Origin of the sequence: Bacillus sp. AR4-2 (assembly GCF_008274865.1) — a bacterium.
GTDB lineage: Bacteria > Bacillota > Bacilli > Bacillales > Bacillaceae_G > Bacillus_A > Bacillus_A cereus.
On the sequence record NZ_CP031062.1, the window covers coordinates 3,635,844 to 3,651,053 of the forward strand.

Here is a 15,210-nt window from a genome sequence, read left to right on the forward strand (position 1 = left end):
AATTAAGTAAGCTATAAAGCGTAGAAGATATATTTTTACCTAACAAAAAAGCGGGAATATTCCCGCTTCTTTGACTATCGACGTAAGCCAAGCTTTGTGATTAATTCACGGTAACGTGTGATATCGCTATTACGAAGGTAAGTTAGTAAGTTACGACGTTTACCAACCATCTTTAATAGACCACGACGTGAATGATGATCTTTCTTGTGAGTACGTAAGTGCTCGTTTAGAGTGTTAATTTGCTCCGTTAGGACAGCAATTTGAACCTCTGGAGAACCAGTATCAGTCTCATGAGTTCTAAATTGTGCAATGATTTCATTTTTACGTTCTTGTGTTAAAGCCATCCTATTTCACCTCCTATTAATTAAACCCCCAATTACCTAGCAAGCGTCGGTGAGTCGCAATGCCAAGCAATGGTTGTCATAAAGTACATAACATAGAATACTACTTTTCATTTGAAAAAGCAAGTATATTCTTTTCGCTCATAAAATATTCTTGTGCTGTTTTCTTATCTTTTGCGATTTGTTCAACTAACTCATCAATACCGTTGAATTTCTTTTCTGCTCTTATACGCATATGCCACTCTACTGTAACATTTTGATCGTATATATCTTTGTTAAATTCAAATAAGTGCACTTCAATTGATAATTGACGCTCATCTTCTTTAAAAGTCGGTTTATATCCAATATTACATACACCATCGTACCATTCATCGTGAACTTTTAATCTCACTGCATAAACACCTACAGGTGGCAATAAATACTCATCACTTAAACCTACATTAGCTGTTGGAAAACCAATTTGACGCCCACGTTTGTCGCCGTGTATAACTGTTCCCGCTACAGTATAGGCTCTACCTAAAATAGATGGAATTTGCTCCATTTCGCCATTTCGAATTAACTTTCGTAATGCTGTAGAACTTACTTTCTCTTCTTGAAATTCAACTTTTTCAATCACAGTCTGTGTAAACTCCCCTCTTGCATGAAATGGTAAAGTCTCCATCTTTCCTTTTCCTAAACGTCCATATGAATAATCAAACCCTGCTACTACATGCTTTACATTTAAACCAATAATATAATCATCTACAAATTGTTGCGGTAATAACCCTGCAAATGATTCATCAAATTTAATCACATATAATATATCGATTCCTAAGCTTTCGACTATTTTTTCTTTATCGCGCATTGGTGTAATATACTCCACATGCGCATCCTTTTTCCCTAAAACAACAGATGGATGAGGATGAAATGTCATAACTGCACTTTTATATCCTCGTTCGTCCGCTATTTTTTTCGCAGTTCGAATTACACATTGATGTCCTAAATGAATGCCATCAAAAAATCCTAATGCCATTACAGTAGGTGGTAATTCTAATTTATTTTGTTCATGTGGATGAGTTAAATGAATAAGTTTCACGCTTGAATTCACCTTTTTCTGTAATAATCCTTCCAATAATTCATTATAGCTTTAGTTCTTGATTATTCACAAGTACTTTCATCGGCTTTAACATGCCAGGATGTTTCGGATGATGTTCATAAATTGCTAAGCAACGATCATTTTTATCAAACACTGTAATAAATGGTGCTGTTATTTCTAATTCATTCTTTAAGAACATACCATTCTTTATTTTCTCTGCTTGCTTTTCATCTACAACCATTTTTGGAAACTTACTTAATGCTTCATCAATTGAAATGAAGATAGACTCTACTGTTCCATTTTGCACGTTTTCTTCAATTTCTTCAAATGATATGCAATCTTCTAATAAAAATTCACCAGATGCCGTTCTTACAAGGTGAGACATATGTGATGGGAAACCAAGTTTCTCCCCGATCATTACAGCTAATGTTCTTACATATGTTCCTTTACTACACGTTACACGGAAACGGAATGAAATATTTTCACCTTCAAAAACTTCACGATCATCAAGTAATACGAATTCATGAATTGTAATTGTACGAACTGGACGTTCCACCTCTTGTCCTGCTCTTGCATATTCATATAATTTTTTCCCGTTTACTTTTACAGCCGAGAACATTGGTGGCATTTGTTCAATCGTGCCTGTTAATTCCGCAAGGGCTTTCTCTACTTCCATACGAGTAATAGTACGATCTACATTTTTCGTTTCAACAACCTCACCAGAAGCGTCTTCAGTTGTCGTCGAAAACCCTAATGTTACTTCACCTTCATATGTTTTCGTTTCACTTGTTAAAAATTGTGCAATTTTCGTTGCTCGTCCCACACAAATAGGTAATACTCCTGTTACATCTGGATCTAATGTTCCCGTATGACCAATTCTCTTTTCTCGCAATATCTTTCTTAATTTAAATACACAATCATGTGATGTCATGCCTTTTGGCTTATGTAATAATACTACACCTTCCATATATGTTCACCTCATCATAATTCTTTCGTATTAAATATCCAAAACTTATTTTGCATTGAAAAAATGGATAGACAAATGTCTATCCATTATTCTTCACGTTTACCGTCTTTATTAATTTCATGTAAAAGTGTATCAATTCGATGACCATATCCGATAGACTCATCAAACTCAAAGGTAATTTCCGGTGTTTTACGAAGACGAATACGTTGGCCAATTTCTGAACGAATAAAGCCTTTTGCCTTCGCTAAACCTTTTAAAGTATTTTCTTTCTGTTCTTCGTCACCTAAAACAGAAATATATACTTTAGCAATTTGTAAATCACCACTCACTTGTACATCTGTTACTGTAACAAATCCAATACGTGGGTCTTTAATTTTACGACTGATAATATCGCCTAATTCTTTTTTCATTTGCTCGCCCACACGGTTCGCACGTAATTTCATAACTCTTCACCTCATTCAATACCATTCCAAATGTGTTATTGTACGTTCAATTTCAGGAAATGAATCGATGTACTCAAGTACACGATTCATTTCTTTTTCACAGATAACACGATTTGAGGATACGGAAACAATTGCAATTTCTGTACGTTGCCATACATCTTGATGCCCAACTTCAGAAACAGCTACATTATAGCGCTGTTTCACACGAGTTAACACACGTTGTAAAATTGCACGTTTCTCTTTTAAAGAATGCACATCGTAAATCATACACTCGAATGAGAGTGAAGCGATAATCATCGCTTCACTTCTTCCATAATGTACGCTTCAATGATGTCCCCTTCTTTAAGATCATTATATCTCTCAATTGTAATACCACACTCATAGTTTTGTGCAACTTCTTTTACGTCGTCTTTGAAACGTTTTAACGTATCAAGTTGTCCTTCAAAAATTACTACGCCGTCACGGATAATACGTACGCCACTATCACGCGTAATTTTACCGTCTGTTACGTAACAACCTGCGATTGTTCCAACTTTTGTTACTTTAAACGTTTGACGAACTTCTGCTTGACCGATTACTTTTTCTTCGAATTCTGGATCAAGCATACCTTGCATCGCTGCTTCAATCTCTTCGATTACTTTATAAATAATACGGTGTAAACGAATATCAACGTTCTCTAATTCAGCTGTACGCTTCGCGTTCACATCTGGACGTACGTTAAATCCAATTACAATTGCATTAGATGCAGAAGCTAAAATGATATCAGATTCTGTAATCGCACCTACACCAGTGTGAATGATTTTAACTTTTACACCTTCAACATCAATTTTACGAAGTGATGCTGCCATCGCTTCAACAGAACCTTGTACGTCTGCTTTTACGATTAAGTTAATTTCTTTTACATCGCCCTCTTGGATTTGTTGGAATAAATCTTCAAGGCTTAATTTAGATTTCTCACCACGTTGTGCAACTAAAGCTTCTTGTGCACGTGATTCACCAATTTGACGAGCTTTCTTCTCATCAGCGAATGCCATGAAACGATCTCCAGCCTGTGGTACTTCGTTTAAACCAGTAATTTCAACAGGAGTTGATGGACCAGCAACTTTTACACGACGACCAATATCACTTACCATTGCACGAACACGTCCGAATGAAGTTCCAACAACGATTGGATCTCCAACTCGAAGCGTACCGTTTTGAACAAGTAATGTCGCGATAGTTCCTTTACCTTTATCAAGCTGTGCTTCGATTACTGTACCAGTTGCATAGCGGTTTGGATTTGCTTTATATTCTTCTACTTCACTTACAAGAAGGATCATTTCTAGTAAGTTGTCAATGCCTTCGCCTTGAATTGCAGAAATTGGTACGAAAATAGTATCTCCGCCCCAAGCTTCTGGAACTAATTCATATTCTGTTAGTTCTTGCATTACGCGATCAGGGTTTGCAGCTGGTTTATCCATTTTATTCACAGCAACAATAATTGGTACTCCTGCTGCCTTCGCATGGTTAATTGCTTCAACCGTTTGTGGCATAACACCGTCATCCGCTGCAACAACAAGGATTGTAATATCCGTTACTTGTGCACCACGAGCACGCATCGTTGTAAATGCTGCGTGACCAGGTGTATCTAAGAATGTAATCTTCTTATCGTTTACTTCAACTTGATATGCACCGATATGCTGAGTAATTCCACCCGCTTCGCCTGCAGTTACTTTTGAGTTACGAATAGAATCCAGTAATGTTGTTTTACCGTGGTCAACGTGTCCCATGATTGTAACTACAGCTGGACGTTCTTTTAAGTTCTCTTCATCATCTTGCTCATCAATGAATGTTTCAAACTCAGTCTCGCTCACAATTACTTCTTCTTCTACTTCAATACCGTAGTCGTTAGCAATTAACTCAATTGTATCTTTATCCAAGTCTTGGTTAATTGTTGCCATAATTCCAAGCATGAAGAGCTTCTTAATAATTTCAGATGGCTCTTTGCTTAATTTTTTAGCAAGATCTCCTACTGTAAGGCTTCCAGAGAAAGTAATTTTATCTGGTGTTTCTACAATTTGAGTTTGTTGTCTACCAGCAAAGTTCTCTTGACGTTTGTCTTCGTTCCCTTTGCCTTTTTTCTTTTTCTTATTGCTGTTCTTTTTACTGCGAACAACTTTTTCTTCTACTTCAAACTCATCTGCAACAGAAGGTTTTTCAGTTTGATATTCATTATCTAATTTATTTACTACTTCATCGTCTAACATTGTCATATGATTCGAAACCTCGATATTCATTTCTTTTAGTTTTGTCATAAGATCTTTACTTGAGATATTATGTTTTTTTGCATATTCATGCACTCGAATTTTACTCATACCTTCACCCCCGGTAATTTGTATCGAGCATGCTACGCAGCTTTTTCGCAAAGCCTTCATCTAACACAGCTACAACGACTCGCTCATCTCTCCCAATCGCATGCCCTAATTGTTGTCGATTTTCGACCTTTCTCATTGGTACGTTGTAGTACGTAGTTTTATCTGTGATGCGTTTTGTAGTATTTACTGACGCATCTTCAGATAGCAATACAAGTTTTGCTTTGCCACTTCGTACTTCTTTTAAAACGAGTTCTTCACCCGAAATAATTTTCCGAGCCCGGTTTGCTAGTCCTAAAAACGATTTCCAATCGGACACTTATTTCGACTCCTTCTCAACAAGCTCAAGAAGCTCTTCATATAAAGAACCGTCGATTTTCGCTTTTAGATGATGTTCCAAAACATTTTTCTTTTGAGCTTGAAGAATGCTCTCCTTGTCCTTCGACAAGTAAGCACCTCGTCCTGATTTTTTCCCAGTTAAATCAATGGACACTTCTCCCTCTTTGGAACGAACAATGCGAACGAGCTCTCGTTTTGATTTCATTTCTTGCGTTGCAACACATTTTCGTAACGGAACTTTTCGATTGCTCATACTCATCACCTCTATTCGATTTCGTCTTCCACTGAATCGAATCCAAATGCGATTACGCTATCTTCTTCTGTTACAATACCAAGTTGTTTCGCATCAGACTCACTCTTAATGTCAATTTTCCAGCCTGTTAATTTAGCTGCAAGACGTGCATTTTGTCCACGCTTACCGATAGCTAATGATAGCTGGTGGTCTGGAACAACTACTGTTGTCGCTTTTTCTTCTTCATCTACAAGTACTTTAACAACTTGTGATGGGCTTAATGCATTTGCAACATATTCAACTGGATCATTTGACCAGCGAACGATGTCAATTTTTTCACCTTTTAATTCGTCTACAATGCGTTGTACACGTTGCCCTTTTGGTCCTACACAAGAACCAACTGGATCAACATCAGTGTTCTCTGCATATACAGAGATCTTAGAGCGATCGCCAGCTTCACGTGCTACAGAACGAATTTCTACAGTTCCATCATAGATTTCAGGAACTTCCATTTCGAATAAACGTTTTAAAAGACCAGGATGTGTACGTGATACGTAAATTTGTGGTCCTTTTGTCGTTTTTTCTACTTTCGTAATGAATACGCGAATACGATCATGTGGTTTGTATTGCTCATTAGGCATTTGCTCACTTACAGGTAATAAAGCTTCTACTTTTCCTAAGCTTACATAGATGAAACGAGCATCTTGACGTTGTACAATACCTACCATAATATCTTCTTCACGGTCACTAAACTCAGAGTAAATAACACCGCGCTCTGCTTCACGCACTCGTTGTGTTACAACTTGTTTTGCAGTTTGTGCTGCAATACGACCAAAGTCTTTTGGTGTTACTTCAATTTCTAGTACGTCACCATCTTGATAGTTTGGATTAATTTGTCTTGCTTCCTCTACAGAAATTTCAAGACGTGGATCAAACACATTGTCTACTACGTCTTTACGTGCTAAAACTTGAATTGTTCCCACTTCTGGGTTAAAGCTCACACGAACGTTTTGTGCTTGATTAAAATTGCGCTTATAAGCAGAGATTAAAGCTGCTTCAATCGCATCAATAATAATGTCTTTGCTAATGCCTTTTTCAGATTCTAATACGAGCAAAGCATCTAATAACTCAGTGCTCATGAAGATCCCCCTTCTAACTAAAACGTAACAGCAAGTCGCGCATTTGCGACTTTATCCATCGAAATTTGGATTTCTTTTTTACGTGTTTTAATTGTTAATAATAATGTTATTGTTGTACCATCGTAAGAAAGCAGCTTTCCTTCAAACATCTTTTCACCATCAATCGGCTCATATGTTTTAATTGCCACTTGTTTTCCTACCGCTTGCTGGAAGTCTTTTTCTTTCTTTAATGGGCGTTCCGCTCCAGGAGATGATACATCCAAAAAGTAAAGATGAGGAATTGGGTCCTCTTTATCTAAAGCTTCGCTTAAACGTTCACTTACCGCACCGCATTCTTCAATGTCGACTCCCTTTTCAGAATCGATGAATACGCGTAAGAACCAGTCTTGTCCTTCTTTCACATACTCTACATCTACAAGTTCAAGATTTAACTCTTCAACGATCGGCTGCGCAAATGCTTCTACAACTTCTGTGACTTTCTTATCCATAAACAGCCTCCTTCCTGCCGTCATGTACCATTTAAAAGAAGAAGACCCCGCCAATTTAAAAACGGTCTATCTTATTCTTTCTCGTTAGCTAACAAAAGCCCCTGCTGTTCAGCAGGGATTATCTGTCTTAGTATTACCAAATTTAAGAAGTAAAACTTGTAACAAAATATGTATATACGACAGAAATCTTTTACCTATCTACGTAGATAAAACATAGACAGTAACACGAAAGAGTGGGTTTCCCCACTCTTTTCTTTACACAATATACATGACATGGTTATCTCGGTTAATAGTATATCATAGGAAATGTTGATTTGCAAAGACTTTTCCTACCTACTAGAACAGTGATAACTGGTTTTGATCCGGTAAGTCTCCTAAACAACCTTGGCTATCTAAATACTCAATAATTGTTTTCGAAACCTTACTTCGCTGTTGCAAGTCTTCTTTTGATAAGAAGTCTCCATTTTTACGTGCTTCTACAATACTTAAAGCTGCGTTTGTGCCAAGACCAGGTACTGCATTAAATGGAGGGATTAATGTATCTCCATCAATAATAAATTCTGTTGCATGTGAGCGGTATAAATCCACCTTTTGGAATGAGTATCCACGCTCACACATTTCAAGTGTCATTTCTAGTACCGTTAATAAACTCTTCTCTTTCGGCGCAGCATCGAGTCCCTTTTGAGCAATTTCATCAATTCTTGCACGTATAGATGCTGAACCTTTCGCCATTGCCTCTACATCAAAATCATCTGCACGAACTGTAAAATATGCGGCATAGAATAACAGTGCAAAATGTACTTTAAAGTATGCGATACGTACAGCCATAAGTACGTAAGCAGCCGCATGGGCTTTAGGGAACATGTATTTAATCTTCTTACATGAATCAATATACCAACCTGGTACATTATTATTTTTCATGTCTTCTTCCCATTCTTCCGGTACACCTTTACCTTTACGAACCGACTCCATGATTTTGAAGGCTAATGATGGATCTAGACCTTGATAGATTAAATATACCATGATGTCATCACGACAACCGATAACTTCGCTCAGCGTACATGTACCGTTATAAATTAACTCGTTTGCATTACCAAGCCATACGTCAGTACCATGTGATAGTCCAGAAATTTGGACTAACTCTGAGAATGTCGTCGGTTTTGTCTCTTCTAACATCTGTCTTACGAATTTTGTACCAAACTCTGGTATACCAAGTGTACCTGTTTTACAGTTAATTTGTTCTTCCGTTACCCCTAACGATTCTGGACCAGAGAAAATTTTCATTACTTCTGGATCATCCGTTGGGATTGTTTTCGGATCAATACCACTTAAATCTTGTAACATACGAATAACGGTCGGATCATCGTGTCCTAGTATATCAAGTTTCAATAAATTATCATGAATCGAGTGGAAATCAAAATGCGTTGTTCTCCATTCAGCACCAATTGAATCAGCTGGATACTGTATTGGTGAGAAATCAAAGATATCCATGTAATCTGGCACAACGATAATACCGCCTGGATGCTGTCCTGTTGTACGTTTTACACCGGTACACCCTGCTACTAAGCGATCAATCTCTGCATTTCGAATCGTTAAGTTATGATCATTTGCATAACCTTTTACATATCCGTAAGCAGTTTTTTCCGCAACTGTACCAATCGTTCCTGCACGATATACATAGTCTTCACCGAACAGTACTTTCGTATAGTTATGGGCACGTGGTTGGTATTCCCCGGAGAAGTTCAAATCGATATCGGGTACCTTATCTCCTTTAAATCCAAGGAACGTTTCGAACGGAATGTCATGTCCATCTTTTACATATGGAATATTACAAGCAGGGCATTCTTTATCTGGTAAGTCAAAACCAGAACCTACAGAACCATCATTAAAGAATTCTGATTGCTTACACTTCGGACATACATAGTGTGGTGGTAATGGGTTTACTTCTGTAATTTCCATCATCGTTGCAACAAATGATGACCCTACCGATCCACGCGAACCTACTAGATATCCGTCTACTAACGATTTTTTCACAAGCTTATGTGAAATTAAATAAATTACGGCGAATCCATGCCCAATAATACTTTTTAATTCTTTTTCTAAACGTGCTTCTACAATTTCCGGTAGCTCTTCACCATAAATGCTACGCGCCATTTTATAACTCATATCACGCGTTTCATCATCAGCACCTTCAATTTTCGGTGTGTATAGATCGTCTTTTACTGGATGCACATCACCAATTAATGACGCAATCTTTTGTGTATTCGTTACAACAACTTCTTTCGCTTTGTCTTCACCTAAGAATGAAAAACATTCTAACATTTCATCAGTTGTACGGAAATGTACTGGCGGTAATGAATGTCGATTTAACGGATTGGCTCCGCCCTGCGAACTGACTAAAATTTTACGATACATTGCATCCTCAGGGTCTAAATAATGCACGTTTCCTGTAGCAACAACTGGTTTATCTAACGTCTCACCTAGTTTTACTAAGTTAGAAATAATTGTTTTTAATTGACCTTCGTCTCGAACAAGTTCACGTTCTACTAAATGACGCAACACCTCTGGAGGCATTACTTCAATGTAATCATAGAACTGGGCAATTTCTTCTACCTCTTCAGGTGCCTTTTGCATCATTGCCTCGAACACTTCACCTTTATCACAAGCCGTTCCTACTAAAATTCCTTCACGGTATTTTTTTAATAGTGACCTCGGCACACGTGGTACACGGTAAAAGTAATTAAGGTGAGAATATGAAACAAGTTTATATAAATTTTTCAATCCAACATCTGATGTGGCAAGTAACGTCATATGACTTGGACGGCCACGCTTATACGCATCCCCTTGTCCCATGCTATCATTTAATTGATCGTGATATTCAAATCCCTTTTCAATTACGTCTTTCAACATTTTCACAAGTAAATATCCCGTCGCTTCTGTATCATAAATCGCACGGTGATGTTGTGTTAATTCAATATCAAGTTTTTTACACATCGTATTTAATCGATGATTTTTCATTTCTGGGAATAAGAATCGTGCAAGTTCTAACGTATCAATAACGGGGTTATTCGTTTTTTCTAGTCCAGCCTTTTTAAAACCTACGTTAATAAAGCCCATATCAAAGCTCGCGTTATGAGCAACAAGTGTATGGTCGCCCATCCATTCCTCAAACTTTTTAAACACTTCGTCCACTTCAGGTGCATCAGTTAACATATCATCTGTAATACCTGTCAATTCAATAATCGTCGCTGATAATGGTTGATGTGGATTTGCGAAAGATTCAAAGCGATCAATAATTTCGCCACCCTTTACTTTTACGGCAGCCAACTCAATGACTGTATCGTATACAGCTGATAAACCTGTCGTCTCAACGTCGAAAACAACATACGTTTCCTCTGCAAGTAAACGATGCGCTTCGTTATACGCTATCGGTACACCATCATTAACTAGATTTGCTTCTACACCATATATAACTTTAACTCCAGCCTTCTTCCCCGCAGAATACGCCTCTGGGAAGGACTGAGCCACGGCATGGTCTGTAACCGCAATAGCCTCATGTCCCCATTTACCAGCTTGAGCAACAAGCTTAGAAACTGGAGTGACAGCGTCCATTTGACTCATCGGAGTATGGAGATGCAGCTCTACTCGTTTTTCGCCTTCTGGTGCTTTATCTTTACGAGACGGTCCTGTTATTTCATTAATATCATTTGCAATCATTACTAAATCTCGAACGAATGTATCGTTTTGAACAGAACCACGCGCTTTCACCCACATTCCTTTTTTCAAGGATTGCAGCATTGGAATATCTTCTTTGTCACGCGAGAACATTTTGATCATAATAGAATCCGTATAATCCGTTATTTTTAAAGTTAATAACGTACGTCCACTACGAAGCTCTTTTGTTTCTACATGGAAGACATATCCTTGAACCGTTTTTCTTCTTTCTTCATCTTGAATTTCTCGCATCGGTGTAATCTCTTCATCTGGCTTAATAAGATACCCGAGTGTAATCGGTCCTTCATACACAACGCTGCTTTCTTCAGCTTGCTTCTTCGCCATTTCTTCCATAGCTTGTATAACACGCTCGCGGTCTTCTTGCTGCGTTTGTTCACGAAACTTTTGCATTTCTTCTGTATTTTGCTGTATATGTGTGTCTAACTGAAAACGCGGGAATCCAAAAACTTCGTATTGATCCCCTACTGGTTTCGCAACGTTTTTCTTTAAAGCAGTAGACTCCAGCTCGTTATTCACATTTATTAGCAACTTCACTCCATTCACCTGCGGAAGCTGCTTCTTTAAGTATGCGAACATAGGTGAAAATGTAATTCGTTCCGTACAAAGCGGCCAATACGCCCTCACTTCTTCTTCTGTAAATTGTTTATTCTCTGTTTCTAATGCAAATGTTGTTCTTGCAATATGAGAAAATGATTGCTTAAGCTTTGTTTCTAGCAATTCATATAATTCTGTAGGCAAAATACGTGGCACCTGTAAATCAAAATGCCAACTTTTATTCGCTTTATCAATAACGAGCCTTTCAATACCACCGCCTTGTAAATATTGATTTATAAGGTCGTCTGGTATTTGCAACTGCTGGAGCAAAATTTGAAATCGCTCTTGTTGTTCATTTGTTAAAGACATAAGCACTCTCCTTCCATTTGCTATTATAAATTGAAACGTACCACAAAGAAAGATTTCTCACCTCTTCTTTTACAAAATACGTTTACAAAGAAAGAGAAGGTACCCCATTACGAGGTACCTCTTCTTATTTTAAAATATTTGCAATATATGTTTGAAGTTCTTCTACGTTTACTTCTTCAGACTCACCTGTAGCACGTACTTTCACTTCTACAATACCTTCGTCTGCTTTTTTACCAACTGTAACACGAACTGGAAGACCGAATAAATCTGCATCTGCAAATTTAACACCTGCACGTTCTGCACGATCGTCTAATAACACTTCATAGCCTTGTTCTTGTAATGAGTTGTAGATATTTTCACCCATTTCACGTTGTGCATCCGATTTCATATTTACTGGAATTACATGCACATGGAACGGTGCTACAGCTTTTGGCCAAACTAAGCCGTTCTCATCGTTAAACTGCTCTGCAATTGCTGCCACTGTACGAGATACACCGATACCGTAACAACCCATAATAAGTGGTTGTGTTTTTCCGTTTTCATCTAGGAATGTTGCGTTCATTGCTTCACTATAACGAGTTCCTAATTTGAATACATGACCAACTTCAATTCCGCGTGCAAAAAGAATTGTTCCGTTTCCATCTGGAGATTGGTCTCCTTCTTGGATGAAGCGTAAATCTGTATATTGACTTACTTTAAAGTCACGTTCTGGATTTACATTTACATAATGGAATCCTTCTTCATTCGCTCCTGAACATCCGTTAACAATTGATGCTACAGCATGATCAGCAATAATTTCGATATCACCTGTTACATTAATCGGTCCTAATGAACCAACTTCACAATTTAATAATGCTTTTACTTCTTCATGAGAAGCAAGCTCAACAACTGAAGCGCCGTATACATTTTTCACTTTCACATCGTTTACTTCGTGATCACCACGAACAAGTACCACTACTAATTTCTCATCTACTTTAAACACCATAGACTTAATGCACTTGTCAGCTGCAATGTTTAAGAATGCAGATACTTCTTCAATTGCTTTTTGGTCTGGTGTTGCTACTTTTTCAAGTGCTTTTTCTGCTTCGTCACTCTTCGTATACGTAGCTACAACAGGAGCCATTTCGATGTTTGCTGCATAATCAGATGTGTCAGAGTATGCAATTGTATCTTCACCAACATCAGATAATACCATAAATTCATGTGTATCTTTTCCGCCCATTGCTCCAGAATCAGCAATAACTGCACGGAAATTCAAGCCACAGCGAGCAAAAATGTTAGAGTATGCTTTATATAAACGATCGTATACTTCATCTAAGCTCTCTTGTGTAGCATGGAAAGAGTATGCATCTTTCATTAGAAACTCTCTTCCACGTAATAAGCCGAAACGAGGTCTTTGCTCATCACGGAATTTTGTTTGAATTTGGTATAATGTTAACGGTAATTTTTTATATGATTTCACTTCATCACGCACAAGATCCGTAATTACTTCCTCATGTGTCGCTCCTAATGCGAATTCACGAGCATTACGATCTTTCATACGCATTAATTCAGATCCGTAAGAATACCAACGACCTGATTCTTGCCACAATTCCGCAGCTTGCATAGCTGGCATTAATAATTCTACAGCTCCTGCGCGCTCCATTTCTTCTCGAACGATACGTTCTACTTTGTGTAATACTTTTAATCCAAATGGTAGAAAGCTATAAATACCAGAAGCATTTTGACGCATAAAACCTGCACGAAGTAATAGCTGATGACTCTTAATTTCAGCATCAGCTGGAACTTCACGTAATGTAGGACTGAATACCATACTTTGTTTCATTTATTTGCACCTCTTCATTTTACTCTTACACGCAGTAAAACCCCTCACCTCGAGTTAGGTGAGGGATTTTATTCTACGAGCTCTATTTCATTATAAGTTTCACTTTATTTTACAAGAAAAACTTACGAATGTCATTCCAAGTTACAACTAACATAAGTAACATTAATAATGCAAAACCAATAAAGTGAACCATTCCTTCTTTTTGGCGATCAATTGGTTTCCCTCGTAACGCTTCAATTAAGAAGAAGAATAAACGGCCACCATCTAAAGCAGGAACTGGTAATAAATTAAATAAACCAAGATTAATGCTTAGAACTGCAGCTAAACTTAGTACACGCGTAAACCCATAATCTACAACTTGATCTGTTAGATTATAAATTCCTACTGGACCTGATAACTCATTAATAGAAAATTGACCAGTTACTAATTTAACAAGAGATTCAAAAATTAGTTTCGTCCATTGGTACGTTTGTTCAAATCCTGATTTAATAGAACCCATTACTGTTTTCTCTACAGGAGAATACACACCGATTCTACCAACTTCGTCTTTTCCTTCTTTATCGAGTGTTGGCGTTACTTTCACATTAAACTGTTCATTATCACGCTTTACTTGTAACGTAATTTCTTTATTTGGGTTTTCACGTACAATAGTAACAACATCTTTCCATGTACTTGTGTTTTTCCCATCAATAGCTTGAATTGTATCATTCTCTTTCAATCCAGCTTGCTGTGCTGCACTGTTATCCATCACTTTTCCGACCGTTGGTTTGTCAATAGGAACCCCTTGTACAAATCCAAGAATCACAAAAATAACAAATGCTAAAATGAAGTTCATTGCAGGACCCGCAAAGATTGTTAAAGCGCGTTGCCCTAGTTTTTTCGAGCCAAATTGTCTATTATACGGAGCAATTTGAATTTCTTCCCCCGCAGTAATAATACGAGCCTTTTCATTCACTCGGAATGTTTGAAGCTCTTCCTCGTACTCTTCATAGCCCGAAATTGTTAAATTATGCTCCAAATCAGCTTGTTCGACTTCAATAACACGAACATTTGGATACTTTTCATATCCATCAAAAACTAATTTCACAACTTCGTCTTTTTCATTTAATACAAGGCCAACCTTTTTCCCAGGCTTTAACTCAACTGTGTCCGCATCCTCGCCGGCCATTCTTACATAGCCACCAAGGGGCAGTAATCGAATCGTATACACCGTTTCATTCTTTTCAAATGAGAATATTTTCGGACCAAAACCAATCGCAAACTCGCGGCATAAAATACCTGCTCTTTTTGCGAAATATAGATGCCCTAGCTCATGGAAAAATACGAGTGCACCGAAAATTAATATAAAGGCAATCGCTGTATTCAATTCCAT

13 protein-coding genes are annotated in these 15,210 nt (G+C 37.6%); all 13 read right to left on the reverse strand.

Going from position 1 to position 15,210, the window contains the following annotated elements:
* Nucleotides 1–74: 74 nt before the first annotated feature.
* The 13 genes from rpsO to rseP all read right to left on the reverse strand — a co-directional run bounded on the left by rpsO (nt 75) and on the right by rseP (nt 15,204).
* Nucleotides 75–344, reverse strand: coding sequence for a 30S ribosomal protein S15 (rpsO, locus tag DN399_RS18645; protein ID WP_001229392.1), 270 nt, complete (start codon nt 342–344; stop codon nt 75–77).
* A gap of 100 nt (nt 345–444) precedes the next feature.
* The gene (gene ribF / locus DN399_RS18650; RefSeq protein WP_000766706.1) at nt 445–1,416 is read right to left on the reverse strand and encodes a bifunctional riboflavin kinase/FAD synthetase; all 972 of its coding nucleotides are present in this window, start codon (nt 1,414–1,416) and stop codon (nt 445–447) included.
* 43 nt (nt 1,417–1,459) lie between these two features.
* Nucleotides 1,460–2,383, reverse strand: a complete 924-nt coding sequence (gene truB / locus DN399_RS18655) for a tRNA pseudouridine(55) synthase TruB (RefSeq protein ID WP_000399350.1) — start codon at nt 2,381–2,383, stop codon at nt 1,460–1,462.
* 86 nt (nt 2,384–2,469) lie between these two features.
* Complete coding sequence (gene rbfA, locus DN399_RS18660) at nt 2,470–2,826, reverse strand: 30S ribosome-binding factor RbfA (protein ID WP_000776437.1); 357 nt, start codon at nt 2,824–2,826, stop codon at nt 2,470–2,472.
* A gap of 15 nt (nt 2,827–2,841) precedes the next feature.
* Nucleotides 2,842–3,123 carry a DUF503 domain-containing protein gene (locus DN399_RS18665; RefSeq protein ID WP_000582363.1) on the reverse strand — a complete coding sequence of 94 codons (282 nt, stop codon included), beginning with the start codon at nt 3,121–3,123 and terminating at the stop codon, nt 2,842–2,844.
* Nucleotides 3,120–5,180, reverse strand: a complete 2,061-nt coding sequence (infB, locus tag DN399_RS18670) for a translation initiation factor IF-2 (RefSeq protein WP_000036343.1) — start codon at nt 5,178–5,180, stop codon at nt 3,120–3,122. Before infB ends, DN399_RS18665 begins: the two co-directional genes overlap by 4 nt.
* 4 nt (nt 5,181–5,184) lie before the next feature.
* Nucleotides 5,185–5,496 (reverse strand): YlxQ family RNA-binding protein, encoded by a 312-nt coding sequence (locus DN399_RS18675; RefSeq protein WP_001286523.1) that lies wholly within the window; start codon nt 5,494–5,496, stop codon nt 5,185–5,187.
* The gene (gene rnpM / locus DN399_RS18680) at nt 5,497–5,769 is read right to left on the reverse strand and encodes an RNase P modulator RnpM (protein WP_000071127.1); all 273 of its coding nucleotides are present in this window, start codon (nt 5,767–5,769) and stop codon (nt 5,497–5,499) included. It abuts the gene before it with no gap.
* A gap of 11 nt (nt 5,770–5,780) precedes the next feature.
* Entirely contained in the window at nt 5,781–6,887 is a 1,107-nt protein-coding gene (gene nusA / locus DN399_RS18685) for a transcription termination factor NusA (RefSeq protein WP_000102604.1), read from the reverse strand.
* 17 nt (nt 6,888–6,904) lie between these two features.
* On the reverse strand, nt 6,905–7,375 hold the full coding sequence (gene rimP, locus DN399_RS18690) for a ribosome maturation factor RimP (RefSeq protein ID WP_000359096.1): 471 nt from the start codon (nt 7,373–7,375) through the stop codon (nt 6,905–6,907).
* Nucleotides 7,376–7,711: 336 nt separating this feature from the next.
* Nucleotides 7,712–12,013: a PolC-type DNA polymerase III gene (locus tag DN399_RS18695; RefSeq protein ID WP_000060005.1), complete on the reverse strand. Its 4,302-nt coding sequence runs from the start codon at nt 12,011–12,013 to the stop codon at nt 7,712–7,714.
* Between the two features lie 124 nt (nt 12,014–12,137).
* Nucleotides 12,138–13,838 carry a proline--tRNA ligase gene (locus tag DN399_RS18700; protein ID WP_000814300.1) on the reverse strand — a complete coding sequence of 567 codons (1,701 nt, stop codon included), beginning with the start codon at nt 13,836–13,838 and terminating at the stop codon, nt 12,138–12,140.
* Nucleotides 13,839–13,947: 109 nt separating this feature from the next.
* A complete protein-coding gene (gene rseP / locus DN399_RS18705) occupies nt 13,948–15,204 on the reverse strand; it encodes an RIP metalloprotease RseP (protein ID WP_140159289.1) in 1,257 nt (418 codons plus the stop codon).
* Between the last annotated feature and the right edge of the window lie 6 nt (nt 15,205–15,210).

Bases quoted from the DNA above. Each gene is read 5' to 3' on its own strand.
- rpsO (WP_001229392.1), bottom strand. From the start codon at position 344: ATGGCTTTAACACAAGAACGTAAAAATGAAATCATTGCACAATTTAGA.
- truB (WP_000399350.1), bottom strand. From the start codon at position 2,383: ATGGAAGGTGTAGTATTATTACATAAGCCAAAAGGCATGACATCACAT.
- rbfA (WP_000776437.1), bottom strand. From the start codon at position 2,826: ATGAAATTACGTGCGAACCGTGTGGGCGAGCAAATGAAAAAAGAATTA.
- DN399_RS18665 (WP_000582363.1), bottom strand. From the start codon at position 3,123: ATGATTATCGCTTCACTCTCATTCGAGTGTATGATTTACGATGTGCAT.
- infB (WP_000036343.1), bottom strand. From the start codon at position 5,180: ATGAGTAAAATTCGAGTGCATGAATATGCAAAAAAACATAATATCTCA.
- rnpM (WP_000071127.1), bottom strand. From the start codon at position 5,769: ATGAGCAATCGAAAAGTTCCGTTACGAAAATGTGTTGCAACGCAAGAA.
- nusA (WP_000102604.1), bottom strand. From the start codon at position 6,887: ATGAGCACTGAGTTATTAGATGCTTTGCTCGTATTAGAATCTGAAAAA.
- rimP (WP_000359096.1), bottom strand. From the start codon at position 7,375: ATGGATAAGAAAGTCACAGAAGTTGTAGAAGCATTTGCGCAGCCGATC.
- DN399_RS18695 (WP_000060005.1), bottom strand. From the start codon at position 12,013: ATGTCTTTAACAAATGAACAACAAGAGCGATTTCAAATTTTGCTCCAG.
- DN399_RS18700 (WP_000814300.1), bottom strand. From the start codon at position 13,838: ATGAAACAAAGTATGGTATTCAGTCCTACATTACGTGAAGTTCCAGCT.